Genomic DNA, 24,098 nt, shown 5'->3' with positions numbered 1-24,098 from the left:
CCGGATGCCCCCATGTCCACTCCCTCGCTCTCAACCATCACCGCTGCGCCCAGCGCTGCGCCCACCCCATCATTGGTGCTGGCCATGGCCGCCGGCGCGGGCTTCTCGGTGGCCTCGCTCTACTACAGCCAGCCGATGCTGGGCCTGATCGCCCAGGATCTGGGGGCCGGTGAGCGCGCCGTGGGCCTGGTGCCGACCCTGACCCAGCTGGGCTATGCGCTGGGCATCCTGCTGCTGGCTCCGCTGGGCGACCGCTTCGACCGGCGCAACCTGATCCTGCTGAAGTCGGGGCTGCTGGCGTTGGCGCTGGGCGCGGCGGCCTTGGCTGGCCAGTTGCCTGGGCTGCTTGTTGCCAGCCTGCTGGTGGGGCTGATGGCCACGCTGGCGCAGGACATCGTGCCGGCCGCTGCGGTGCTGGCGCCGGATGCGCAGCGTGGGCAGGTGGTGGGCAGGGTAATGACCGGCCTGCTGCTGGGCATCCTGCTGTCGCGCGTGGTCAGCGGCGTGGTGGCCGAAGCCTGGGGCTGGCGCGTGCAGTTCGGCCTGGCGGCGCTCTCGGTGCTGGCGATGGGCGCGGTGATGGCACGGGCACTGCCGCACTTCGCCGCGACCAGCACGCTGCGCTACCCCGCGCTGTTGGGCTCGTTGCTGGCGCTCTGGCGCGAGCAGCCTCAGTTGCGCCGCGCCGTGGCCAGCCAGTCGCTGCTGGCGGTGGGCTTCAGCGCGTTCTGGTCGACGCTGGCGCTGATGCTGCACGCACGGCTGGGTCTGGGCAGTGCTGCTGCGGGTGCGTTCGGCATTGCCGGTGCTGCGGGTGCATTGGCTGCGCCCGTTGCGGGCCGCTTCGCCGATCGCTTGGGCAGCCCTGCGGTAGCGCGGTTGGCGATCGCCGTCGCGCTGGCAGGCTTCGCCCTGTTGCTGGCCGAGTCATGGCTGCCGGCCGCCGCGCTGCTGCCGTTGCTGGTGGTCAGCGCGTTGCTGTTCGATTTCGGTTTCCAGTCGGCGCTGGTCGCGCACCAGACCCTGGTCTACGGTCTGGTGCCGCCGGCACGCAGTCGCCTCAACGCGTTGCTGTTCACCGGTATGTTCGTCGGCATGGCAGGCGGCGGCGCATTGGGCAGCCTGGCGTTGGCGCAGTGGGGATGGCAGGGCGTGGCGTGGCTGGCGACGATCTGTGCTGGTGGCAGCCTGCTGATCCGCCTGCGTTGAGGGGGTGTTCGGCAGGGCTGCGCCCTGCACCCGCCGAAACAACGGCAACGGCAGAAGCTGGATTCCGTGGGAGGGCGGGGCGGTGTCGGATTACGGGGACGCCGCAAGTACGTCCTTGTAGGCTTGGCCGCGCCATCCATGGCGCGGACACCCCGCAATCCGACACCGCCCCACCTTCGACAGTTTCCCGGTGTCTGGTACATCCGCGCCATGCGCGGATGAATCTCCATCGAAATCGAATAATTCGACAATTGAACGAAGAGCATCCACGCATGGCGTGGATCTACGTGTCGACCAAGGTCGACACCTGCCAAGAGCAGGTCATGTCATCCGGGCAGATCGCGGAGATCTGTCGAAGGCGGGGTGGGTCCGGTTGCGGGGGTGTCCGCGGCATGGATGCCGCGGCCAAGCCCCCAAGGACGGGTTTACGGCGTCCCCCGCAACCGGACCCACCCCGCCATCCCCCAGGTAGCCCGCTTTTGACGTTGACGTTGACGTTGACTTTGACGTTGATTCGGCGGGTGCCGGGCGCAGCCCGGCCGAACCCCCTTCACTCCTGACCGGTGTCATCCAGGCTGATGATTCCGCGGCGCAGCGCCTGGGTGACCGCGTGGGTGCGGTCGCCGACGCCCAGCTTGTCCATCAGGCTTTTCATGTGCGCCTTCACCGTCTGCTCGGAAATCTGCATGCGTTCGCCGATGCGCTTGTTCGACAGGCCGCCGGCCACGTGGCGCAGTACTTCGGTTTCGCGCGGCGACAGCCGGTCTTCCACGACATGCGCGGCGATGCTGGCCGCCACCTCTGCCGGTATCGGTGCGCGGCGGCCGCTGGCCACGGTGCGGATGGTGTCCACCAGTTCGTGGCGCAGCGTGTCCTTCAGCAGATAGGCGCTGGCCCCAGCCTGCAATGCACGCACCGCACGCACATCACCGCGGTAGGTCGTCAGCACGATGATGCGGGCGCGGGGATCAAGTGCGCGGATCCGCACGATCGCTTCCACGCCGTCCATGCGTGGCATCTGCAGGTCCATCAGCACCACATCCGGTTGCAGCTGCTGGTAGCGGGCCAGCGCCTCTTCGCCATCGGCGGCTTCGCCGAGCAGGCGCAGGTCTGCGTGCGTGCTCAGCAGCGCCGCCAGTCCATCGCGCAGCAGGGGATGGTCATCGACCACCAGCACGCCGATGGGAGGAAGGGATTCAGTCATGGGTGGGTCTGCTCCAGGGCCAGCGCCAGCGCGATGGACGGCGGTGATACAGGCGACGGGCCGGCACGGACAGCGCCACTTCGGTGCCCAGTCCCGGACGGGTCCACAGCTGCAGTTCCGCGCCCAGCCGCTGTGCGCGCTCGCGCATGCCCTGCATGCCCCAGTGACCGCGGCCGGCATCCTCGTCGGCAATACCGACACCATCATCGCGTACGTGCAGCAGGAAGCAGCGCGTGCCGTAGGACAGCTCCACTTCGATGGCACTGGCCTGCGCATGCCGCAACGCGTTGCGGATGGCCTCGCGTCCGATCAGGAACACTTCTTCGGCGGCATCGGTCTGCAGGGGCGGGGGGCTGCCTTCCACGGTCAGGCGCAGCGGGTTGGTGCCTTGGCCGGCGTATTCGGCGTGCACATCGGCCAGCGCCGAGGCGAGGTCGCGACCGGCGAACGGTCCGTCACGCAGTGCGTTGACCCGTTCCCGGCCTTCGGCAAGATTCTGCTCGGCCAACTGCATCGCCGCCTCCAGCTGGGTGCGCACCGGTTCAGGCGTCTGCGCGGACTGGCTGATGGCGTGCAGCCGCAGGATGAGCCCTTGGCTGCCCTGCAGCAGGGTGTCGTGCAGGTCGCGTGCGATGCGTTCGCGCTCGCCATTGCGCTCCTGCAGGCGGGCGCGGAACAGCATCGCGAGCTGACCGCTGCGGATGCGGATGGCCAACATCAGCACGGCCAGCACCAGCACCACGCACAACAACTTGAACCAGACGCTCTGCAGGAACGTGGGTGCGATCCGGAAGTTGCGGATGGCTGGCGCTCGGCTCCAGATGCCGTCCTCGTTGGCGGCTTCCACCTCGAAGCGGTAATGACCCGGTGCCAGATTGGTGTAGTACGCGCGCGTGCTGCCACCGGCGTCCTGCCAGCCGTCGTCCACGCCGGACAGGCGGTAGCGGTAGCGGTTGCGCTCGGGCCGCGCCAGCGACAGCGCGACATAGTCGATCTGCAGCTGGGAGGTGCCGGCCGGCAGGCGCAATCCCTCCTGCAACGGCGTCTGGGTGGTGCCATACAGCACGTCGCCGATGCGTACCCCGGGCGCCATGGTGTTGATGTGCGGCTGCAACGTGTCCAACCACGCCAGGCCCTGGTTGGTGGCCAGCCACAGCAGGCCGTCGGCGGCCAGCACGGCGGTCGGGATGGGGCCGCTCTGCAGAGCAATGCCGGGCATGCCATCGACGGCATCGAACAGGCGCGGGGCGACTGGCTGGCCGTCGCGCAGTGCGCTGCGCAGGGTAGCGACTTCTAGCCGCACCAGGCCGCGGCTGCCGTTGAGCCAGAGCCGTCCCTGCGCATCGGCGACCATGCCGGTAATGCCTTCGAGGATACCGGTGGTGTTGGTGCGCACGGGCAGGAACCGGCCGTTGCCGACGCGCGCGGCCAGACCCGCCTCACCGGCAACCAGCAGCAGATCGTCATGCTGCAGCAGCGCGGTTATCGGGCCGACCGACAGCCCCTGTGCTGCGCCGAACGTGGCGATCGATCCGTTATCGAGGCGGCGCAGCGTGCCGTCGGAATAACCAAGCAACAGCGCGCCGTTGCTGGCACGCGCCAGCGACGAGCACGCCTGTTCGGGCAGCCGCGTCTCGCGTCGCCAGCGGTCATCCGCGTACTGCAGCACCGCCTGCTCACCGGCGCAGACCCAGGCCTGGTCATCGTCGGCAAACAGCAGGGCATGCAGGGGCTGGCCGGTGAACGGTGCGGGCAGTGGAATGCGCGTGGTGTGGCCGCCGACCGTGCGTGCGAGGTTGATCCAGTCGAACTGCCAGACCGGCGTGGGCGCCCGCTGCGCGGCGGCCTGCAATTGCACCGCGCTACCGGCCAGCAGCGGGCGCTGCAGGTCGAACAGCTTGAGGTCTTCGCCATAGCCGTACACGCGGCCATCGCTGCCGCGTACCAGCGAGCGGTAGGGATCGCTGGGGCCGACGGCCAGCGTCTGCACGCTGCGGGCGCGGAAGCGGTTGAGGCCGAGGTTGGTGCCGACCCACAGGTTGCCTTCGCGGTCAGCGATGACCGGCACCGCCGAGGTCGCGGTGAGGCCCTGTGGCGTGTCGAAGCGCTCGATGCGCACGGCACGCTGACCTTCGAAGGTGACGCGGGCGACGCCACCGTGCGGGCTCAGCGTGGCCCACAGTGCGCCATCGGCAGTGAACTGCAGCCGCGAGGCGACCAGGCCCGGCATGCGCCGCGCTTCACGCTCGCTGGGGGGCAGCAGCCCGTGCGCGTTGGCCAGTGGTGAGGTGCCGCGGATGCGGTCGGCCAGCCAGATCTCGCCCTGCGGGCTTTCCACCAGGGACGCCATCTGCGAGACCGCGATGCCGGTGTTCTCAAATGCGGTCTTTCCCGCCGGGCGCTTCCAGATGTGCAGGTCGGCCAGCACCCAGAAGGTGCCGTGGCTGTCCTGCAGCAGCCATTGCACACGACGTTGTGGCACGCCTTCATCGGCAGACGGAGCCTGCCAGCGTTGCCCGTCGAACCAGCGCAGGCCACCGTTGACTGCCGCCCACAGGCGTCCATTGCGGTCATGCGCGAAGCGCGGCACCACGCCCACCGGCACGCCCTGTGCGCGCCCGAAACTGCGCAGCCGCTGCGGCGAGAACTGGCTGATGCCGGCCTGGAAATAGCCGATCCACAGGCCGTCGCCCTCGCCGTCCAGGCCGAGCGTGACCATGTTGGTGGAGGGGAAGCGGGCGCCCGCAGGTGCCGCCTGGCGCTCGAAACGGCGACCGTCGAAGCGGTACAGGCCCGAGCCGGTCGCCAGCCACAGCATGCCCTCACGATCCTGGGCGATGTCCCAGATATCGCCGGGCGCCCCTTGGCCCACCCGCCACGCGGTGTGCTGGTAGCCGGGCATGCCGTCGCTGATCACCGGATGCTGCGCGGCGAGCACGGGCAGGGCGATCCACAACAGCAGGCACGACAGCAGCGCCGGCAGGCGACGCGGGAGAGGGATGATGTGGCCACGCATGGTGCTCATTCTGGCAGGTGCGGGGCAGGCGCAGGTGACCCGAATGGGGTAGGCGTGATGCAGCCGGGTCGGCTATCACGCCGACATGGAAGATGGAGCCCGGCGATGCAGCGCTTGTATGTGATGTTTCCCGATCGCGGCCCGGGCCTGGGATTGCTGTGGCTGAGAATGTGCGTCGCCAGCGCGCTGTTGCTGCCAGGTACCGCTGCAGGTGGGTCGTGGTGGCTGTGCCTGGCGGCAACGGGTTTGCTGTTGCCCGGCCTGCTGACGCCGCTGGCGGTTGCGCTGGCGGTGCCGGGGCTCTACTGGCAGGGCGCGGCGTTGCCATGGTCGCTGCTGCCGCTGGCACTGTTGCTGCTGGGGCCGGGCGCCTATTCGCTGGACGCGCGGCTGTTCGGCCGGCGACGCCTGCGACGGCCGCCTCCCCCGATCGGGTGAGTGTTGACCTCGACCGTTGGGGGTAGGGCGCCGACGGGCGGCGCCGCACCATGGGCCACCCCCGCTGCGCGCCCGAGCATGGCTACCGTCCTTTCGCCCGCCCAGCCCACGCCCATGCTGGCGCCCCAGCAGTCGGCCGCCCTGCAGCGTGCGCTGCGCTACATCGATGAGCACCTGTCGCAGCCGCTGCGGGTCACCGAGCTGGCCGAGGTCGCCTGCGTCAGCCGTTTCCATCTGGTGCGCCTGTTCCGCAGTGGCACCGGTGCCAGCCCGCTGCGTTACGTGCGTCGACGGCGCATTGAACGCGCGCGGCAGCTGCTGCCGACCCATGGGCAGTCGATGACCTGCCTGGCCCAGCATCTGGGCTTTTTCGACCAGAGCCATTTCGTCCGCAGCTTCCGCGCCGAGACCGGCTGCAGTCCCGGCCAGTATCTGGCCGGCGATGCGGCGCTCGCACGTCCCCTTGTTGTTTCTTCCACTGGAGTCCACCCATGAGCCTCGCCACCGCCACCCCCGCCAAGGCACTGCTGTCACCCACCGACCACGCCCTGATCCTGATCGACTACCAGTCGCAGATGGCGTTCGCCACCCACACCATCGACATCTCCGCACTGCGCAACAACGTGTCGTTGATCAGCAAGGGCGCGAAGGGCTTCAACGTGCCGGTGCTGCTGACCACGGTGGCCGAGAAGTCGTTCTCCGGCCCGATGTTCCCGGAGCTGCCGGCGATCTTCCCGGGCCAGACGGTGTTCGATCGCACCTCGATGAACACCTGGGAAGACCAGCCGGTGATCGATGAGGTGAACCGTATCGGCAAGCGTCGGCTGGTGCTGGCCGGGCTGTGGACCAGCGTCTGCATCGTCGGACCGACGCTGTCGGCGCTGGAGCAGGGGTTCGAGGTCTATGTGATCACCGATGCCTGCGGCGATGTGAGCGAAGAGGCGCACGAACGCGCGATCACCCGCATGGTGCAGGCCGGTGCGGTGCCGATCACCAGCGTGCAGTACCTGCTGGAACTGCAGCGCGACTGGGCGCGCGGTGAAACCTACGACCTGACCACCGGCATCGCCCGCGACCATGCGGGCGGCTATGGCGTCGGCATCCAGTACGCCAAGACCATGTTCGGCGCCCAGGAAGGCGGGCACTGAGCGTGCGCGACGGCCATGGCCTCGACCTGGCCTTGCTGATCCTGCGGGTGGCGGCGGGAGGATTCCTGCTGCCGCACGCGCTGGGGAAACTGTTCGGCTGGTTCAACGGGCCTGGCTTGGCGGGCTTTGCCGGCGAACTGCGTGGCTTCGGCCTGCCTGCAGCGGCCCCGTTGCCATTGCTTCTTGCGCTGCTGCAGGTGGTGGCCGGCACCGCGGTGATGCTGGGCTGGCAGGCCCGGATCGCCGCGCTCGTGGCTGCCGCGTTCATCGCCTTCACCGCACTGCTGGCACTGCCCAAAGGATGGTTCTGGATGCGCGGCGGTGCCGAGTATCCGTTGTTGTGGACGCTGGCATTGCTGGCCATCGCCCTTGCCGGGCCCGGTGCATGGGCGGTGGATGGCCTGGTTCTTTCTGGAGACATCGCATGAGCAACGACCCTCTCGATCCTGGCCGCCGCAACGTGGTATTGGCCACCGGTGCCGCGCTGGCGCTGGGACTGGCTGGCGGCACCGCCGCGGCCATCGAATCCCCTTCCAAGGAGCGCCGCATGAGCACGCTGGTCATCCGCAACGCACGCATCACCACCCTCGATCCGCAGCAACCGCATGCGCAGGCATTGGCCGTGCAGGAAGGTCGTATCGTCGCTGTCGGCAGCGATGAACAGATCATGCGCGATTGGGGCAGCGAAGCCACCCTCATCGATGCGCAGGGACGGCGCCTGGTGCCGGGCCTCAATGACAGCCACACCCATCTGATCCGTGGTGGCTTGAACTACAACCTGGAGCTGCGCTGGGACGGCCTGCGCTCGCTGGCCGATGCGATGGCCATGCTGAAGGCGCAGGTTGACCGCACGCCAGCACCGCAGTGGGTGCGCGTGGTAGGGGGATTCACCGCCACCCAGTTCACCGAGAAGCGCCTGCCGACCCTGCAGGAACTGAACGACATCGCCCCGGATACGCCGGTGTTCCTGCTGCACCTGTATGACCGCGCGCTGCTCAACCGCGCCGCGCTGCGTGCCTGCGGCTATACCAAGGAAACGCCAGATCCGCCCGGTGGGCAGATCGTGCGCGATTCGTTGGGCAACCCGACCGGCCTGCTGCTGGCCAAGCCGAACGCGCTGATCCTGTATGCGACCCTGGCCAAGGGGCCGAAGCTGCCCATCGAATACCAGGCCAATTCCACCCGCCATTTCATGCGCGAGTTGAACCGCCTGGGCATCACCTCGGTGATCGACGCCGGCGGTGGCTTCCAGAACTACCCCGAGGACTACCAGGTCATCGAGCAGCTGCACCGCGACCAGCAGCTGACCGTGCGCATCGCCTACAACCTGTTCACCCAGAACAAGGGCAGCGAGGTCAGCGATTTCCGCGGCTGGAGCGAGATGCTGCAGCCGCGCCAGGGCGATGACCTGCTGCGCCACAACGGTGCCGGCGAGATGCTGGTGTTCTCGGCAGCCGATTTCGAACTGTTCAACGAGCCGCGCCCGGAACTGCCGCCGGAGCTGGAGCCGGAACTGCACGACGTGGTCAAGCTGCTGGTGGAGAAGCGTTGGCCGTTCCGCATCCACGCGACCTACGACGAGAGCATCAGCCGCATCCTCGACGTCTATGAGCAGGTCAACCGCGAGGTGCCGTTCGATGGCCTGCACTGGTTCATCGACCACGCCGAGACCATCACCCCGCGCAACATCGAACGTATCCGTGCATTGAACGGCGGCATCGCCGTGCAGCACCGCATGGCCTACCAGGGCGAGGCCTTCGTGCAGCGCTATGGCGTGCAGGCGGCGCGGCACACGCCACCGGTGAAGCGGATGCTGGCCGAGGGCGTGCCGGTCGGCGCCGGTACCGACGCCACGCGCGTGGCCAGCTACAACCCCTGGGTGGCGCTGTCGTGGCTGGTGACCGGGCGCACCGTCGGTGGCCTGGCCCTGTACGGCGATGAAAACCTGCTGGAACGTGAGCAGGCTTTGCGCCTGTGGACGCAGGGTAGTGCCTGGTTCTCCGGCGACGAAGCGGTGAAGGGCACGCTGAAGGCGGGCCAGCTGGCCGACTTCATCCTGTTGTCGGCGGACTTCTTCCGTGTCGATGAGCCGCAGATCGCCGACATCACCAGCTTGTTGACCGTGGTGGGTGGCCGCATCGTGCATGGCGACGGCGACTACGCCGGATTGGCGCCGCAGCTGCCTCCAGCGATGCCGGACTGGTCGCCGGTGAACCGGTTCGGTGGCTACCACGTCGGCGGCGCCGCTACCGGCTTGGCGGCGGCCCATCATCACCATCACGGCGCAGCCTGCAGCACCCATGGTGCGCACGGACATGCGGCCCGCCATGCCGCGCCAACCGATGACCTGACCGCGTTCTGGGGCGCGATGGGATGTTCGTGCTTCGCGTTCTGACCCTGGCATCACTGGCATTGCCGTCGTTGGCACTGGCCTGCGACGGTGGCGCCTGTACCGTGGTTGGCGATGGCCAGTGGCAATGGGATGCATCGCTGCGCCTGCGTGGCATGTACTACGACCCGACCCGGTTCGGCGTTGGTGGCGGCGAGGATGGCTACGGCCTGCTGCGTGCGCTGGCGTCGGCCACCTTCGCCCGCGATGACTGGCAGGCGAAGCTGCAGCTGGGTGCACATGCCGAGCGCGGCAAGGCCGGCGGTCCAGGGCGTACCGATCGCGGTGCGTTGGACGTACAGCAGGTGTACTGGCGCTGGACTGGCGCTGGCATGCACGTGCAGCTGGGCCGGCAGGAAGCGGGCTATGGCAGCTCGCGCCTGCTGTCGGTGCGCGATGGACCGAACATCCGCCTGGCGTTTGATGGTGCACGGGTAGGTTGGCAGGGCCGGCGGGGCGCGCTGGACCTGATGGCGCTGCGCCCAGTGGAGAACCGCGTGGGCGCGTTCGATGACCGCGGTGAGCGCGGTGCACACCTGATCGGCGTGTATGCGACGACGGCGAGGGGCGCAGGGGGTAGTCAATGGGACCTGTACCTGCTGGACTATCGTCGCGAGGGCGCGCGCTTCGCCGCAGGCAGCGGTACCGAGCGCCGGCAGACCCTGGGCGCGCGCTGGTTCGGCCAGTCCGGTGCGCTGGACTGGAATACCGAACTGGTGGTGCAGGGCGGTGAGCTGCGGGCCGTGACCGGCGATCTGGACATACGCGCATGGACCTTGGCCACCGATACCGGCTGGCGCTGGGCAGGGCTGCCGCTGCAACCGCGCCTGGGCCTGAAGGCCGATATCGCCAGCGGCGATGCAGATGCACAGGATGGTCGGCTGGGTACGTTCAATGCGCTGTTTCCCAAGTCCGCCTATTTCAGCGAAGCCAGCCTGTTGGCACCGGCCAACCTGATGGATCTGCAACCGACACTGGCGCTGCGCCTGCATGACGCGGTGACCACCGAGCTGGGTGTACAGCTGGCCTGGAAGCAGCGGCGCGCCGATGCGGTCTACACCACGCCGGCACCGTTGGCTGCGCTGCCCGGCAGTGCCGGTGGCGCACGCCGCATCGGCACCCAGTACAAATCCGAAACCCGCTGGCAGGTCAATGACCGCTGGCAATGGCAGCTGCAGCTGGCCTGGGTCGACGCGGGCCCTGCACTGAAGCAGGCCGGTGGCCAGGACACGCTGTTCGCCTCAATCGTTGGAGCATGGCAATGGTGAACGCATCCGCGTCACAACACTCCCCACCGGCCGATGGCGCTTGGTCGCCGCTGAAGATCCGCATGTTCCGTTCGATCTGGCTGGCGATCCTGGCCAGCAACATCGGTACCTGGGTCAACGACGTCGCCGCCGCCTGGGTGATGGCCGAACGCACCGGTTCGGCGTTGATGGTGGCACTGGTGCAGTCGGCCACCACCGTGCCGATCGTGCTGCTGGCGCTGGCGGCCGGCACCCTGGCCGACATTGTCGATCGCCGCAAGTACCTGCTGTTCACCCAGGGCTGGATGCTGCTGGTGGCGGCGGTGACGGCGATGCTTACGGCGATGGACCTGCTGACGCCACAACTGCTGGTGCTGCTGACCTTCTGCATGGGCTGCGGCGCGGCGATGGCGATGCCGGCACAGGCCGCGATCGTCTCCGAGCTGGTGCCGCAGCCGATGCTGGCCTCGGCAGTGGCACTCAATTCCATCGGCATCAACATCGCCCGTTCGATCGGTCCAGCCATCGGCGGCGTGATCGTGGCCCAGCTGGGTGCGGTATGGGCCTTCGGGTTCAATGCCATCACCTTTGCGGCAATGCTGTTCGTAGTGTGGGGCTGGAAGCGCGATCCGAAGGCGTCCAGCCTGCCTCCCGAAGGGTTCGGTGCTGGCCTGAAGGCAGGCCTGCGCTATGCCAGCCGTGCTGGGCGGCTGCAGGCAGTACTGATCAAATCGGCTGGTTTCTTCTTCTTTGCCGCAGCGATGAACGCGATGCTGCCGGTGGTGGTGCGCGGACAGATGCACGGTGGGGCAGGACAGTATGGCGTGCTGCTGGGCTGCATCGGCATCGGTGCGGTGGGCGGCGCACTGCTGCTGCCGAAGCTGCGGGCGAAGCTCGACCGTGACCTGCTGGTGCTGCTGGCCACCTTGTCGCTGGCTGCAAGCCTGGCCGGCCTGGCCCTGACCCGCAGCTGGTACGTGTTGCCGCTGGTGATGCTGGTCAATGGCTTCGCCTGGATCACCGTACTGTCTTCGTTGCAGATCGCTGCACAGACCGCGGTGCCGGCCTGGGTGAGAGCACGGGCGCTTGCCCTGTACATCATGGTGTTCTCGGCCGGCATGGCGGCCGGTGGCCTGAGCTGGGGCGCGCTGGCGCAGCGCACATCGCCGGAACTGGCATTGCTGGTGGCCGCCGCAGGCGCGGTCATCGGCGGCCTGCTGGTATGGCGCGTGCGCATAGCCGGTGCCGAAGATCTGAACCTGAGCCCGGCCGGCCACTGGCCAGCGCCGGAGCTGTCGGTACCGGTGTCCAATGATCGCGGGCCGGTGCTGGTGACCATCGAATATCGCATCGATGCCGCCGACCGTGCCGCGTTCCAGGCGCAGATGCGCACGCTGGGGACGATCCGTCGGCGCGATGGCGCCGTGGTCTGGGGCGTGGTCGAGGATGTGGCGACCCCGGGCATCCATCTGGAATATTTCGTGGCGGCGTCGTGGTTGGAGCACCTGCGCCAGCATGAGCGCATCACTGCCGACGACAAGGCGATCCAGGAGGCGCTGCGCGCGCTGCACCGCGGTGAGCGTGCCCCGGTAGTGCGTCATTTCGTCGGCGGCCATGATCCGCTGCCGGCGGCGGCGCCACATCACCACAGCGACATCTGATGGCCCCGTGGTAGGGCCGGCCGCTGGCCGGCTGAACGCGGTTTCGAGCGGAGTTGATGCGGTTGCCGGCCAGCGGCAGGCACGACCGCAGGCGCGGCGGCGCCGGAGCGCCGCCGCGATACCTCATCTGCGTGCGAACGCCAGCAGGTCGGCGTTGAACTGGTCGGCATGGGTGAGGGTGAGGCCGTGCGGCGCACCCGCATATACCTTCAGTTCGGCGTCCTTGATGATCTGCGAGGACAGCTTGGCCGAGGCGTCGAACGGCACGATCTGGTCGTCATTGCCGTGTACGATCAGGGCCGGCACGTCGATCTTCTTCAGGTCTTCGGTGTAGTCCACTTCCGAGAACTCGTGGATGCAGTCGTACTGGCCCTTCACGCCACCCAGCATGCCCTGCAGCCAGAACGAATCACGCATGCCTTCGGTGACGCTGTTGCCATCACGGTTGGCGCCGAAGAACGGCGTGGCCAGGTCCTTGAAGAACTGCGAACGGTCGCCGCCGGTGCCCTTGCGGATGCCGTCGAACACGTCCAACGGGGTGCCGGCCGGATTGCTGGCGGTCTTCAGCATCAACGGCGGCACGGCGCCGACCAGCACCACCTTGGCCACGCGCGCGCTGCCATGGCGGCCGATGTAGTGGGCCACTTCGCCACCGCCGGTGGAATGGCCGACCAGGATCGCGTCCTTCACGTCCAGCGCATCCAGAACGGCAGCGAGGTCGTCGGCGTAGGTGTCCATGTTGTTGCCGTCCCAGGTCTGGCTGGAGCGGCCATGGCTGCGGCGATCGTGGGCGATCACGCGGTAGCCGTTCTGGCCCATGAACAGCATCTGCGGGTCCCAGGCGTCGGACGACAACGGCCAGCCATGGGCGAATACGACAGGCTGGCCGGTGCCCCAGTCCTTGTAGAAGATGCGGGCGCCATCATTGACGGTCACGAAATTGCTCATTGCAGGTTCCTTGGCGGAAGGGAGGTAAGACGCCTGCGGGTTCGCCGACGCCTGCGGCAGTACAGCGCACGATGCGCGGTGTGCATTGCACGGCTGTGGCGGATTGACGGGTTCGTTGCGCTGACGCGACTCGCTCTGGCGGCAGGCCTGTACTGATGGCAACCATGGCCATCGGACGCGCGAGGGCCAGTCATGAAGATGCCGAGATGGGGTGTGTTGCCTGGACTGCTGTTGGCGGCTGTCGCGGCGGCGCAGACCAACGTCTACAAATGCACCGATGGTGAGCATCCGGTCTACCAGCAGACGCCCTGCCAGGGGCGGGCAGAGTGGCGCTGGGAGGTGCCCAGTGTCGAGTCGAAGGCGCGCGGGCCGTTACCTTCGGCCGTGCCGCCTGCCCGCAGCGCAACCACGCGGACGCCACGGCGCGGGCGCGCGCAGGGCGCGCTGATATCGATCACGGCCGACCCGCAAGCCTGCGATCGGGCGCGCCAGCAGCAGGTAAGAACGCTGGCCAAGCCGCGCAGGCTCGATTACCTGCAGCGCAGGCAGCTGGATGACGCGGTGCGCGAGGCCTGTCGTTGATCACAACGAAAAACGGCACCCGAAGGTGCCGTTCTGGTCTACAGGCCAGGTAAGCCTCAGCGTCCGTCGCTGGCGGCGGCCGGCGCCGCGGCTGCATCCGGCTTGGGCAGGCTCAGTTCCGGGTTGCCCTGTTCGGCCTGCAGGATCTGGATCCGGCGCTGCAGCGCATCGAGCTGGCTGTTGGTGCTCTGCACGTCGGTGCTCAGGCTGACCGCCTGCTGCTGGGCCTGCTGCAGCGCTGCGCTGACCTGCGCCGACTGCGCCTGCTGCTGCTCCATTTCCTGCTGCAGGGTGCGCAGGCGTTCTTCGTTGTAGGCCACCAGGCGCTCGGTGTAGCGCTTGCCGGCTTCCAGCCGGGTGGTGTCGATGTAGACCTGCGCCAGCTGTTCGGACTGCTGCGCAAAGGTGCGGTAGACACGCTCGGCGTTGTCGACGGCATCGGTCTTGATCACCCGCCAGAAGTTCTTCTCCTGGAACAGGGCCACGTAGTAGGTCAGGGTATTGGCGTTGAACAGCAGGCTGGCGCCGTAGTTGCCGTTGTAGGTGGTACGCAGCTCGGTGAGCTGCTGCGCATCCATCAACTGCTTGAGTTCGTCGACGGTGTTGCGTACCACCGGTGCGGCCTTGGCCGGCTCGGTGGTGGCAGTGCGATCGCCACGTGCGGCCAGCGCCGACGGCGCCACCACGATCATGGCCACGGCCAGCAGAGCTGCGCCGCGCGGATACCGGGCGAAGACGGTGCCCCCTGAAGTTTCTCGCATGTCTAGACCATCCACGGATGTAGTGTGGGTTGAGTTGAAAGTGGTTCCCCGCCGCGAGTCTAGCATGGGCACGGGCGCCGCCAACCCGCGCCCGCGCGGGTCAGAAGACCAGCTGCGCCGAGCTGCACTGGATCGACTGCATGCTGACATCGGTGCGGCCCAGTTCCAGCCCGAGCAGGCTGGCCAGGGTATTGGTCAGCAGGGTGCCGACGCTGTTGAGCACCGGCTTGAGTGCGGCCAGCACCGGATTCAGCAGCGCGCACAGCAGGCCGCTGCAGGTCACGTTGTTGCCCGGGGTGGTTACCCCGCCGCCGTTCTGTCCATCTAGGAATCCGGCCGGCGCGGTCTGGATGTAGGACGCCAGGTTGGTGCGCACGCAGCCGTTGTAGTCGATCAGGTTGCCCAGCAGGCTGTCGCAGCGGTTGATCAGCAGTCCACCGACCAGCGAGCCGAGCAGGCCGTCGAGCAGGCCCAGGCCCTGGCCGGTCACAGTGGCGCGGTAACCGGCCCAGACTGAACCATCTTCCCAGCAGGTGCCCAGGCCAATCAGGCAGGGCTTGGGTACGCCTTTGGTGACTGTCCAGTTGCCCAGCGGTGCGAGGTTGCGCGACGGATCGCCATCGCGCAGCAACGGAATCACCTGGTCCACGTTGTAGCGCCCGCCGCTGGGGAAGGCGGCCTGCAGGTAACGGTCGGCCAATGCCTTGGCGGTGTCATTGGCGTTCATGCCCTGCTTGGGCGAACTGAGCATGCCTGACAGCACGCGCAGCAGTTCGTTGACCAGATCGGACACGGCGGTGCCGACGGCCAATGGGTTGATCCGGGTCGAGCCGGTCTGGCCGGCGGCCAGGGTCAAGCTCTGCGTGCTGGTCAGTGCCGGCAGGGTGATCTTGTCGTTGATCAAGGGCTGCCCCAGCAGCTTCAACAGCTGCTCGTTCTGCAGTGTCGCGTCACAGACGTTGCTTTTGGAGAAACGATCAGCTGCGTTGACCTTGCCGACGCAGGCACGGAGCACCGAGGAATCGACCTGGACGGTGGCCGTCGGTGGCGTCGCCCCGCACTGGATGCTGGTCAATGTTCCCATCGCATTGGCCACATCCACGTGCAGTGGCAGATGCAGGCGGGTACCCAGCAGGTTCAACAGCGGACCGATCGCGAACAGGCGGTCGCTGTCGACGTCCACCATCAGCCGCACCTGCGCGTTGTACGCGCGTGCGCCGACACCGCCGATGGCGATCGACGGTGGCTCCACCACGCCGGCCTTGACGTCGATGCCCAGCAGGTTCAAGCCCTGCACCTGCACGCCATTGCCATCGTTGGCAATGGAGATCGCGGCGGTGACAAGATCCAGCACATTGACCTGCGATTCCAGCGCGCTGCCGATGGTGCCGTCCGGTGAGATCACCTGCGCGAACAGACCGCCGCCGCCGTTCTGGCTGCCCAGCAGAATATTGAGCTGGTTGATGTCCAGGCGGGTGCCGACCAGGTTGGACAGCGCCTGCAGCTGTACGCCGACGGCGGTCTCGCGGCCGACTACCGTGGCGGTGGCATTGACCAGCTGCGCCAGCGAAATGCGGTTGATCGACAGCAGCCGGTTGAAGTCGGCCACGCTGAGGTCAGCGGTGACCGGGATGCCCAGTGCAGCCAGCAGCCCCGACGGGGTGATGGTGGCCTGCGCCAAGCCGTCGTAGGACAAGACCGTCGCGTTGGTGACGTCCAGGCCGACCAGGCGAAGCGTCGCCATCAAGGGGGAGTTGCCATTGGTGCGCAGCAGCTGCGAGCCCACTGCGAACACCGCGGTGGGTTCCGAGCGCTTGGCCACCGCTTGCACGCGCAGGGTGGGCAACGTGCGGTTCTGGCCGAAGAAAGGCAGCACGCCGCGTTCGGCAACGACGCGTACCGCGTTGCGTGGATTGCTGGCGTCCACGCTCGGGCTGAAGTGGTCAGCCGTTCCGCGGGTGGCATTCCAGTTGCCGCACTGGATCTGCACCTGGCCGCGGAAGCGGTTCTGCGAGAGTGCGCTCTGCCGGGCCGCACTGTTGTCGGCGTTGCTGGCGTTGCACAGGTCGAGCCGTTGTGCGCCTGCCAACGCGGCAAGATCGACTACCTTCTGTGCATCACGCTTGGCCCAGAACAGGAAGCCGATCTCGATCAGGCCGAGCATTGCCAGCAACGCGATCATCACCAGCATCATGGTGACCGACATGCCGCCGCGCGGGCGACTGAAGCTGATATGGCGTGCTCGGTTCATGGCAGACCTCAGCGTCCGGATCGGGAGGATCCTGCGGACTTGGCGACGTCGGTTTCGAAGAATTGCGGGATGTCGTACTGGAAGCTCTTCAGGTAACGCGCGTAGCTGGATGTGGCCTGGTCGCCGAGGATCGGCAGGCGGGCACCGGCTACCTCGCCGGAGGCCTGCAGGCGGAACAGGCTGCGTGTGGTGTCGCCGATCTGTGAGGTATTGGGCCGCAGCTGCGTGCCGCCGAAATCAGGCTTGGCTGCAGGGACTGGCGGAGGCGGCGGAGCCTGTTCCGGCGATACGTCCACGGTGGCCAACGGCTCGCTGTGCAGAGGGGCGGCGGTCGACGCGGGCGCAGCACCGCCCAGCATCTGCCCGGTCAAAGGTTGCTGCGGCGTCTGCGCCTGCACAACCGCAGCGAAAGACAAGCCGGCAAGCATCGGCAGCAGGCAGCGAATCAGCGGCGTCGAGGTCATGGCGTGTTCCCGTTGGGATGGTCGGTGGTGCCGAAGCGTTCCAGCATCGAGGGCGGCAGTCGTGACGGGTCGCGTTGGTCCCGGCCATCGCGGCGGGGTTCGGCGGCCAGGCGCGGGCCTGCGGCGGGTGCGCTGGCGGTTACCGAAGCAACCGGTCGCGTCGCAGCCGCCGCTGCAGCAGTGGCGGCTGCCTGCCGTTGCTGCAGCCGCGCGCGGATCTGCTGTGCCTGCTGCTCGACGCTGCGGCGCGTCTCCTCGCTGAAGCTGGCCTGTTGGGCCAGTCGTTCGACGGTGGCCGTGTCGCCACGCAGCAGCGCCCACAGGGCGAGATTGGCGGTGGCCTTGGCGTTGCCCGGTGACAGCTCCAGCGCCTTGGCCAGCGGCTCGCGCGCCTGTTCGAAGCGACCGGCGCGCAGCCGTGCATAGCCGAGGTCGCCCAGGTAATCGGTGTTCAGGGGATTCAGCTGGGTGGCACGTGCGAGTGCCTGCTCGCCGCCGTCGTCATCATCACGGAGGGCGGCGATCAGGCCGATGCCATGCGCGGCGGCCGCGGCCTGTGGGCCATTGCCGAGTTCGCGGTACAACGCCAGCGCCGCATCGATCTGGCCGGTCTGGCGTAGTGCGTCGGCCTGCAGCAGGCGCAGTGCCGGGGTATCGCCGTAGCGCTGGCGGAAGGCATCCACGTGCGCCAGCGAGGCGTACCAGGCGCCCTGCTGCTGCATGCGCTGGATCAGCTCCAGATAGGCGTTGCGGCTGTCCTGCGGGGCCGGCGTCGGCTCGGCCAGGCTCGGCGCACGCAGGTACTTCGGCGTGGTGGAGCTGCAGCCGGCAGCGGCGGCAACCAAGGCAATCAACAGGCAGGCGGGGCGCAGGACAGGCATGAAGGTCATCCCATTTTCGACAAGGTAGTGGCCAGCGCGACCAGCGCCGGTCCGGCCAGCACCAGCATCAGTGCCGGCAGCAGGGTCAGCATCATCACCACGGTCATCTTCACCGAGAGCTTGCCGACCTTTTCCTTCAACGCGTTGCGGCGCTGCTCGCGCAGGCGGATGCTGAACTGGCGCAGCGGTTCCTGCACGGCACCGCCATGCGCGTGCACCTGCAGGATCAACTGCACGAGGCTGGACAGGTCGTCGTCGCCGTATACATCGCTCAGCCGCCGCAGCGACTGCGCGCGCGTGCGTCCGTGGGTGTAGGACACATTCGCTTCCTGGATTTCACCGCCCAGCACCGGCAGCGCATCGCGCAGCTTGTCGCCCAGTGTCTGCAGGCTCTGGTCCATGCTGAAGCCCACGCCCTGCAGCAGGCGCAGCAGGTCGATCAACAGCGGTAGTTCATTGTTCACGGCACGCCGCCGCCGCTTGACCCACGCACTGAGCGCGAACTTCGGCAGCAGCAGGCCGGCAGCGAGCGCGCCGATCACCACCATGATCCTGGACAACCCCGTGGCATCGCTGATCGCCAACGCAATACCCAGCACCAGCACCGCCAGCAGCAGGCGCAGGCCCAGGTAGATGGCGGTGCCGCGGCGGGTGTTCCAGCCGGCCAGGTCCAACAGCAGGCGATCTTCACCGGCCAGCAGTGCGGCTTCCAGGCGGCCACCGCTCAGTCCACGGCCGAACTGCTCCAGCCATCCAAGCGAATCCTTGCGTGCATCGGCAGCGCCGTCTTCGTTTTCGCGCGGACGCAGCGCCGTCTTCAATGTAGCCGCGCTGCGGTCCTCGCGATGGCTGCGGACCCAGCTGCCGAGGCCCAGCAGGGCCACGCCGGCAGCGAGCACCAGCAGGGCGGCCACGAACCAGATGCTGGCGCTCATTGGATGCCTCCTGCGTGGACGGGAGTACTCATAGCGATTTGGCCAGGCGGTACAGCAGGAAGGCGCCGGTCAGTTCCATGCACAGGGCGATCAACAGGATCTTGTGGCCCAGCGGATCGTGCAGCACCGGCTGGAAGAATTCGGGGCTGGAGATCGCCATCAACACTGCGCTGGCCGGTGGCAGCAGGCCCAGTACCCAGGCCGACATGCGGGTTTCAGACGTGGTCGCGGCCAGTTCCTGCTGGGCCTGTTCGAGGTCACGCATGAAGTCGCCCATGCGCTGCAGGATCTGGTCGGCACGGCCACCGATGCGCACGCTCACCCCCATCACCACCGCCAGCACCTTCAGCACGTCCATGCGGTAGGGCTGTGCAGCGAGGTTGAGCGCGCGGTCCAGGTCCATGCCGCCACGGGCATAGCGCACGGTGGTGTCGAGCAGGCCACGCAGCGGTGCGTTGGTCTGCATCGAGGCGACCTGGAAGGTGGCCTGCAGGCTGTTGCCGAGGGCGGTCAGACGTACCAGGTTGTCGAGGAAGTCCGGCAGCTGGTGCAGCAGCTGCGCCTGCAGCTTGCCGGTGCGGCGCATCAGCCACAGCCAGCAGCCCAGCAGGTACAGCAGCAGAGTCAGGGGGAACATCCAGGCGGTGCCCAGCCGCAGCACCGCGAATGCGGACAGGGCGATGCCCGGCAGCAGCATCAGCAGTGGCAGCTTCCAGCCAGGCGTCAGGCCGGCACGTTGCAGCTGTCCGTCCCAGGGCAGGGTGCGCCGACCCGGTGCAGGCAACGGGGCCTGCCGCGCCGCGTCGGCGGTGGTACTGGCACCAGGGCCGGTGCCGCGCGCCAGCTGCTGCTCGGCATGCTGCAGGGAGGCCTGGCGCTGTTCGCGGCTGTTGGCCGTCCCCCACAACCACACGGCCAGCGCCAGCAGCACCGACACGATGCTCAGCACACCCAGCAGCAGGCCGGTACTCATGCTCAGAAGTCTCCGTACAGGGATTCGCGCAGCAACTGCCGGAACGGCTCCAGCTTGTGCGAATGCGGCTGGAAGCCGAGGCCGATCCAGCGATCGATTTCCTTGCCACTGCCATCGATCTGCACTTCGTGGCGGAACATCTCCTGGGTGGTGATCAGGTTGTCGCTGACACCGGTGATTTCGGTGATCGACACCAGCACGCGGCGGCCGCTGCCCAGCCGCGAGATCTGCACGATGAAGTCGATGGCACTGGCGATCTGCCGACGCAGGCTGTCTTCGCTGCCCTGGAAGCCGGCAAAACCGGCCAGCATCTCGATGCGGTACAGGCAGTCACGCGGCGAGTTGGCGTGGATGGTGGCCATCGATCCGTCATGGCCGGTGTTCATCGCCTGCAGCATTTCCAGTACTTCGGCGCCACGCACCTCGCCGACCACGATGCGGTCGGGGCGCATGCGCAGGCTGTTGCGCACCAGGTCGCGGATGCTGACCGCCCCCTGGCCCTCGGCGCCACCGATGCGGCTCTCCAGGCGCACCACGTGCGGGTGGTTGAGCGAGAGCTCGGCGGTGTCTTCCACGGTGATGACGCGTTCGTTGGCCGGGACATAACTGGCCAGCGCATTGAGCAGCGAGGTCTTGCCCGAGCTGGTGCCGCCGGAGACCAGGATGTTGCAGCGGCCCAGCACCATCGCCTTCAGCAACGCCTGCATCGGTGCATCGAAGGTGCCCTTGGCCAGCAGCTCGTCGGGGGTGAAGGGGTCCTTGCGGAACTTGCGGATGGACACCATCGGCCCATCCACCGCCAACGGCGAGATGATCGCGTTGAGGCGGCCGCCATTGGGCAGGCGCGCATCGACCATCGGATTGGAGTCATCCAGGCGGCGGCCGAGCGGGGCGATGATGCGGCGGAGGATGCGCAGCAGGTGGGTGTCGTCGGTGAAGCGCTGTGGCGCGCGTTTGAGTTGCCCGCCCTGGGAGACATGCACATCCTTGAAGCCATTGATCAGGATGTCTTCGATGGTGGGATCATGCAGCAGGTCATCGAGCGGGCCGAACCCGGTCAGCTCCTTGACCAGGCCTTCGGCCACCACCTGCATTTCTTCTTCGTTGATGGGGATGCGCCATTCCTGGATGAAACTGACCGTCTGCACCTCCACCCAGCGGGCGATGGTGTCAGGGGCCCAGGAATCGATGTCGATGCGTTCGTCTTCGATGCTGTTGAGCAGGTGCTCGTGCGCGGCCGACAGCACCTTCTGGTACTGCTCGGTCTGTGCGAACGGCAGGCTGCCCGGTGCATGTTCCGGCACCGAGTTGCGGGCGACAACGTGCGGGAACGGGGTCACTTTGTCTTCCATTGCGATCCACCCAGGGCAAGGGCAAGTCTTTCCCGCAGGCCATGCGTCTGGACCGGGCAGGCAGCCGGATCCAGACGTTGCACCAGCGGGGCGAGGGCACGCAGGTACGGGTCGCGCGGCGCATCCTGCAGCAGCAGATGACCGTGGCTGGCGGCGGTGCGCACCCGTGGCCGCTCGGGCAGGGTGGCCAGCAGCGGCAGCTCGAAGCGGCGCGCGATCTGTTCGGGGCTCATGCCACTGTTGTCGTCGTGGCGGTTGATCAGCAGCTGCAGCCGCTTCTCGCGATCGCGCTGGCCGGAAAGGTGCTTCAGGGCGTGGTCCAGCGACACCAGCGTGGCGATGGAGGCGTCGGCCACCAGCCAGATTTCGTCGGCCTGGTCCAGCAGCAGCGGTGGCAACTGCCGTAGCGGGCAGCCGCCGGCATCGCACAGCACGCTGGCGAACACGCTGCGCAGGCGCTGCAGCAGCGCGCCAGGGTCGGACGGCGGCAGCGCGTCGCTGCCACTGGCGCGATCAAGCAGGACCAGGCCGCTGGAATGCCGCGCCATCGCGGTGCGCGCCAGGGTGGCATCGATGCGGCTGGCATTGCGCAGCGCGTCTTCGTAGTGGAAGCGGCTGTCAAGGTTGAGGTACAGGGCAAGGTCGCCGGCCGGCTGCGCCAGCTCCATCAGCAGCCCGTCCTGCACGGCCGCATCGCCTTGCGCCAGGGTATGAGTCTGTTGTGCGAGCACCGACAGATGTGCAGCCAGGGTGCTGGTGCCGACGCCGGCGCGCACGCCCAGCAGCACGATCAGCCGCGCCTTGTGCGCCTGCTGTGCGCTTGCGGCGGGCCGCGGCGACAGGGCGCGACGCAGGGCGGCCTCAATGCCGGTGTTGTCACTGTCCAGGTCCAGCACATCGCGCAGGCCGGCGCGCAGTGCCATCACCACACCTTCAACCTGACCGGCGCTGGTGGCGCCCACCGCCACCAGGGTCAAGTCGGGCTGGGTCTGCTGCAGCTGCTGGGCAAGCACCGTCGATGCCGACGCATGCTCCGGGCGGAAGTCGAGCAGAACCAGGTTCTGCGGGCCACGCTGCAGGTCCTGTGCCGAGGTCGGCTCGCCGCTGTCCTGCCAGTGCAATGCCGTGGCCGGCGGCAGCTTGGCAGCCAGGCGTGGCAGCAGTTCGCGGTCGATCCCGTACAGGACCAGGTTCATCGGTGGTCCTTGCGGGTGCAGCGGCAGGGCAGTGGCGTAGGGCATGGGCGTGGTACCGGAGACGTCATGTGGGTCAGCGCGAGAAACCGGGAACCGGATCGCGGCTGATCGGGCCAAGCAGCCACGCGCCCCATTCGGGCATGTTCGGCTTGGCTTCGCGATCGCCGGGCAGCGGCAGTTCGGTATTGCGCGCAATCGGCTGTACCAACCGTGGCGTTACGATGATCACCAGTTCCTTGTCCTGGCGCTTGTAGTCGAAGTTGCGGAAGAACGTACCGATGATCGGCAGGTCGCCGAGCAGCGGAATCTTGTTGACCGTCGACGCCACGGTGGAACTGACCAGACCACCGATGACGAAGCTCTCGCCATCGCCAAGCTCGACAGTGGTATCTGCGCGGCGGGTGGTGATCGAAGGGATCTGCACGCCGTTCAGTGCGATCGCGTTGGTGTAGTCCAGGTCGCTGGCTTCCGGCGCCACCTTCAACGCAATGCGGTTCGGTGAGAGCACGGTGGGGGTGACGGTCAGGCCGATGCCGAAGGGCTTGTAGGTGACCGTGGTCGTGCCGAGCCCCTGCGGCTCCAGGATCGGCAGTTCGCCACCGGCCAGGAAGCTGGCGCTCTGCCCGGACAGCGCAACGAGGGTCGGCTCGGCCAGCACGCGCGCCATGCCGTTGGCCTGCAGCAGGTCGACGTCGGCGTTCCACAAGCCCTTGGTCGAACCAAACACCAGCCGGAACGCCGAGGAGATCGGCGATTCGCTTTCGTTGCTGGACTCGCCTTCCTTCATGCCCGGCAGGATGCCGGTGTTGCCTGGCAGCTGCCCACCGGGTCGGGCGAATCCATAGGCGAAACCACCGTTGCGGTTCTGGAAGTTGATGCCGATCTGCTTCAGCGCGGTCTTGTTGAATTCGACCACCTTGACCTCGACCTGCACCACGCCGCCGCTGCTGATGGTGGAGGCGTCGGCCAGGCTGCCGTCCTTGCCCAGCGCCATCACGGCGGTCTTCTGTTCCTGCATGTGCGCCAGCACGCTGTCGCTGGTTCCCTGCAGGAGCCCTTGATGGTCCTGTTGGGTGAACACCAGCCCGTTGGAGCCGGTATCGGCGGCACCCTGCACGGCACTCTGCACGCGCACCTGCACGCGCTGCGGTTCACTCTGCTTGCGGTGCCACAGCAGCAGGGTAGTGGTGCCCGGCGCCTTTCCGACCAGCAACGCCTGGCGTGCGCCACGCAGCATCACGATGTCAGCCACGCCGGGGTCGGCGATGGCGACCCGTTCCAGGTCGGCTGGCAGCGTCCATGGCCGCTGTTCGCGGGTCTGTAGCAGCAGGTCGTCGGCAGCCACGCTCGCACCCGGTGCCAGCAGCACCAGCAGCAGGGCCAGCCAGCGCTGGCGGACAGAGGGGCGTAGGCAGTAGCGACGTTCAGTCATGTGCGCTCTCG

General features: G+C 67.7%; 21 protein-coding genes. 9 read left to right on the top strand and 12 right to left on the bottom strand.

The features are described from left to right. Positions 1–12 precede the first annotated feature (12 nt). Positions 13–1,209: an MFS transporter gene (locus HFK18_RS18245; RefSeq protein WP_180167337.1), complete on the top strand. Its 1,197-nt coding sequence runs from the start codon at positions 13–15 to the stop codon at positions 1,207–1,209. 550 nt (positions 1,210–1,759) lie between these two features. Here HFK18_RS18245 and HFK18_RS18240 read toward each other — a convergent pair. Further along, complete coding sequence (locus HFK18_RS18240; protein ID WP_180167336.1) at positions 1,760–2,413, bottom strand: response regulator transcription factor; 654 nt, start codon at positions 2,411–2,413, stop codon at positions 1,760–1,762. Then, positions 2,406–5,438: a sensor histidine kinase gene (locus HFK18_RS18235; RefSeq protein ID WP_180167335.1), complete on the bottom strand. Its 3,033-nt coding sequence runs from the start codon at positions 5,436–5,438 to the stop codon at positions 2,406–2,408. Before HFK18_RS18235 ends, HFK18_RS18240 begins: the two co-directional genes overlap by 8 nt. A 96-nt stretch (positions 5,439–5,534) precedes the next feature. Between HFK18_RS18235 and HFK18_RS18230 the strand changes: the two genes are divergently transcribed. From HFK18_RS18230 to HFK18_RS18200, 7 genes are all read left to right on the top strand, one after another. Next, positions 5,535–5,867 (top strand): hypothetical protein, encoded by a 333-nt coding sequence (locus tag HFK18_RS18230; RefSeq protein ID WP_099818750.1) that lies wholly within the window; start codon positions 5,535–5,537, stop codon positions 5,865–5,867. A 114-nt stretch (positions 5,868–5,981) separates the two neighbouring features. Beyond that, entirely contained in the window at positions 5,982–6,362 is a 381-nt protein-coding gene (locus HFK18_RS18225; protein WP_240196406.1) for an AraC family transcriptional regulator, read from the top strand. After that, positions 6,359–7,015, top strand: a complete 657-nt coding sequence (locus HFK18_RS18220; protein ID WP_180167333.1) for a hydrolase — start codon at positions 6,359–6,361, stop codon at positions 7,013–7,015. Before HFK18_RS18225 ends, HFK18_RS18220 begins: the two co-directional genes overlap by 4 nt. Before the next feature lie 2 nt (positions 7,016–7,017). Continuing rightward, positions 7,018–7,443 (top strand): DoxX family membrane protein, encoded by a 426-nt coding sequence (locus tag HFK18_RS18215; protein ID WP_180167332.1) that lies wholly within the window; start codon positions 7,018–7,020, stop codon positions 7,441–7,443. A 119-nt stretch (positions 7,444–7,562) separates the two neighbouring features. Then, positions 7,563–9,410 carry an amidohydrolase gene (locus HFK18_RS18210; protein ID WP_180167470.1) on the top strand — a complete coding sequence of 616 codons (1,848 nt, stop codon included), beginning with the start codon at positions 7,563–7,565 and terminating at the stop codon, positions 9,408–9,410. Further along, positions 9,389–10,672 carry an alginate export family protein gene (locus HFK18_RS18205; RefSeq protein ID WP_180167331.1) on the top strand — a complete coding sequence of 428 codons (1,284 nt, stop codon included), beginning with the start codon at positions 9,389–9,391 and terminating at the stop codon, positions 10,670–10,672. The genes HFK18_RS18210 and HFK18_RS18205 overlap by 22 nt, the downstream gene beginning before the upstream one ends. Next, on the top strand, positions 10,666–12,312 hold the full coding sequence (locus HFK18_RS18200) for an MFS transporter (protein ID WP_180167330.1): 1,647 nt from the start codon (positions 10,666–10,668) through the stop codon (positions 12,310–12,312). Before HFK18_RS18205 ends, HFK18_RS18200 begins: the two co-directional genes overlap by 7 nt. 123 nt (positions 12,313–12,435) lie before the next feature. On the opposite strand, the gene HFK18_RS18195 is transcribed toward HFK18_RS18200, so the two are convergent. Beyond that, the gene (locus tag HFK18_RS18195) at positions 12,436–13,260 is read right to left on the bottom strand and encodes an alpha/beta hydrolase (protein ID WP_180167329.1); all 825 of its coding nucleotides are present in this window, start codon (positions 13,258–13,260) and stop codon (positions 12,436–12,438) included. A gap of 192 nt (positions 13,261–13,452) precedes the next feature. Here HFK18_RS18195 and HFK18_RS18190 point away from each other — a divergent pair, with 192 nt between their 5' ends. Beyond that, complete coding sequence (locus HFK18_RS18190) at positions 13,453–13,842, top strand: hypothetical protein (protein WP_180167328.1); 390 nt, start codon at positions 13,453–13,455, stop codon at positions 13,840–13,842. Between the two features lie 56 nt (positions 13,843–13,898). On the opposite strand, the gene HFK18_RS18185 is transcribed toward HFK18_RS18190, so the two are convergent. The 9 genes from HFK18_RS18185 to HFK18_RS18145 all read right to left on the bottom strand — a co-directional run bounded on the left by HFK18_RS18185 (position 13,899) and on the right by HFK18_RS18145 (position 24,087). Beyond that, a complete protein-coding gene (locus HFK18_RS18185; RefSeq protein ID WP_180167327.1) occupies positions 13,899–14,603 on the bottom strand; it encodes a DUF2968 domain-containing protein in 705 nt (234 codons plus the stop codon). A 100-nt stretch (positions 14,604–14,703) separates the two neighbouring features. After that, a complete protein-coding gene (locus HFK18_RS18180) occupies positions 14,704–16,854 on the bottom strand; it encodes a TadG family pilus assembly protein (protein ID WP_180167326.1) in 2,151 nt (716 codons plus the stop codon). A gap of 8 nt (positions 16,855–16,862) precedes the next feature. Beyond that, positions 16,863–17,318: a DUF3613 domain-containing protein gene (locus tag HFK18_RS18175; RefSeq protein WP_180167325.1), complete on the bottom strand. Its 456-nt coding sequence runs from the start codon at positions 17,316–17,318 to the stop codon at positions 16,863–16,865. Beyond that, positions 17,315–18,199 (bottom strand): tetratricopeptide repeat protein, encoded by an 885-nt coding sequence (locus HFK18_RS18170; protein WP_180167324.1) that lies wholly within the window; start codon positions 18,197–18,199, stop codon positions 17,315–17,317. Before HFK18_RS18170 ends, HFK18_RS18175 begins: the two co-directional genes overlap by 4 nt. Before the next feature lie 5 nt (positions 18,200–18,204). Next, on the bottom strand, positions 18,205–19,134 hold the full coding sequence (locus HFK18_RS18165) for a type II secretion system F family protein (RefSeq protein ID WP_180167323.1): 930 nt from the start codon (positions 19,132–19,134) through the stop codon (positions 18,205–18,207). Positions 19,135–19,162: 28 nt separating this feature from the next. After that, complete coding sequence (locus HFK18_RS18160) at positions 19,163–20,107, bottom strand: type II secretion system F family protein (RefSeq protein ID WP_180167322.1); 945 nt, start codon at positions 20,105–20,107, stop codon at positions 19,163–19,165. A gap of 2 nt (positions 20,108–20,109) precedes the next feature. After that, positions 20,110–21,459 (bottom strand): CpaF family protein, encoded by a 1,350-nt coding sequence (locus HFK18_RS18155; protein ID WP_180167321.1) that lies wholly within the window; start codon positions 21,457–21,459, stop codon positions 20,110–20,112. Further along, on the bottom strand, positions 21,444–22,700 hold the full coding sequence (locus tag HFK18_RS18150; protein WP_099818736.1) for a fimbrial protein: 1,257 nt from the start codon (positions 22,698–22,700) through the stop codon (positions 21,444–21,446). Before HFK18_RS18150 ends, HFK18_RS18155 begins: the two co-directional genes overlap by 16 nt. Before the next feature lie 28 nt (positions 22,701–22,728). Then, on the bottom strand, positions 22,729–24,087 hold the full coding sequence (locus HFK18_RS18145) for a type II and III secretion system protein family protein (protein WP_180167320.1): 1,359 nt from the start codon (positions 24,085–24,087) through the stop codon (positions 22,729–22,731). Positions 24,088–24,098: the final 11 nt, after the last annotated feature.

Origin of the sequence: Stenotrophomonas sp. SbOxS2 (assembly GCF_013416715.1) — a bacterium.
GTDB classification, from domain to species: Bacteria; Pseudomonadota; Gammaproteobacteria; order Xanthomonadales; family Xanthomonadaceae; genus Stenotrophomonas; species Stenotrophomonas lactitubi.
The sequence above is the reverse complement of the archived record's forward strand: the minus strand, read 5'-3'. Positions and strand labels throughout refer to the sequence as shown.

Coding starts and splice junctions, on each gene's coding strand:
- HFK18_RS18245 (WP_180167337.1), top strand. CDS start 13: ATGTCCACTCCCTCGCTCTCAACCATCACCGCTGCGCCCAGCGCTGCG.
- HFK18_RS18240 (WP_180167336.1), bottom strand. CDS start 2,413: ATGACTGAATCCCTTCCTCCCATCGGCGTGCTGGTGGTCGATGACCAT.
- HFK18_RS18235 (WP_180167335.1), bottom strand. CDS start 5,438: ATGAGCACCATGCGTGGCCACATCATCCCTCTCCCGCGTCGCCTGCCG.
- HFK18_RS18230 (WP_099818750.1), top strand. CDS start 5,535: ATGCAGCGCTTGTATGTGATGTTTCCCGATCGCGGCCCGGGCCTGGGA.
- HFK18_RS18225 (WP_240196406.1), top strand. CDS start 5,982: ATGCTGGCGCCCCAGCAGTCGGCCGCCCTGCAGCGTGCGCTGCGCTAC.
- HFK18_RS18220 (WP_180167333.1), top strand. CDS start 6,359: ATGAGCCTCGCCACCGCCACCCCCGCCAAGGCACTGCTGTCACCCACC.
- HFK18_RS18210 (WP_180167470.1), top strand. CDS start 7,563: ATGAGCACGCTGGTCATCCGCAACGCACGCATCACCACCCTCGATCCG.
- HFK18_RS18205 (WP_180167331.1), top strand. CDS start 9,389: ATGTTCGTGCTTCGCGTTCTGACCCTGGCATCACTGGCATTGCCGTCG.
- HFK18_RS18200 (WP_180167330.1), top strand. CDS start 10,666: ATGGTGAACGCATCCGCGTCACAACACTCCCCACCGGCCGATGGCGCT.
- HFK18_RS18195 (WP_180167329.1), bottom strand. CDS start 13,260: ATGAGCAATTTCGTGACCGTCAATGATGGCGCCCGCATCTTCTACAAG.
- HFK18_RS18190 (WP_180167328.1), top strand. CDS start 13,453: ATGAAGATGCCGAGATGGGGTGTGTTGCCTGGACTGCTGTTGGCGGCT.
- HFK18_RS18185 (WP_180167327.1), bottom strand. CDS start 14,603: ATGCGAGAAACTTCAGGGGGCACCGTCTTCGCCCGGTATCCGCGCGGC.
- HFK18_RS18180 (WP_180167326.1), bottom strand. CDS start 16,854: ATGAACCGAGCACGCCATATCAGCTTCAGTCGCCCGCGCGGCGGCATG.
- HFK18_RS18175 (WP_180167325.1), bottom strand. CDS start 17,318: ATGACCTCGACGCCGCTGATTCGCTGCCTGCTGCCGATGCTTGCCGGC.
- HFK18_RS18170 (WP_180167324.1), bottom strand. CDS start 18,199: ATGCCTGTCCTGCGCCCCGCCTGCCTGTTGATTGCCTTGGTTGCCGCC.
- HFK18_RS18165 (WP_180167323.1), bottom strand. CDS start 19,134: ATGAGCGCCAGCATCTGGTTCGTGGCCGCCCTGCTGGTGCTCGCTGCC.
- HFK18_RS18160 (WP_180167322.1), bottom strand. CDS start 20,107: ATGAGTACCGGCCTGCTGCTGGGTGTGCTGAGCATCGTGTCGGTGCTG.
- HFK18_RS18155 (WP_180167321.1), bottom strand. CDS start 21,459: ATGGAAGACAAAGTGACCCCGTTCCCGCACGTTGTCGCCCGCAACTCG.
- HFK18_RS18150 (WP_099818736.1), bottom strand. CDS start 22,700: ATGCCCTACGCCACTGCCCTGCCGCTGCACCCGCAAGGACCACCGATG.
- HFK18_RS18145 (WP_180167320.1), bottom strand. CDS start 24,087: ATGACTGAACGTCGCTACTGCCTACGCCCCTCTGTCCGCCAGCGCTGG.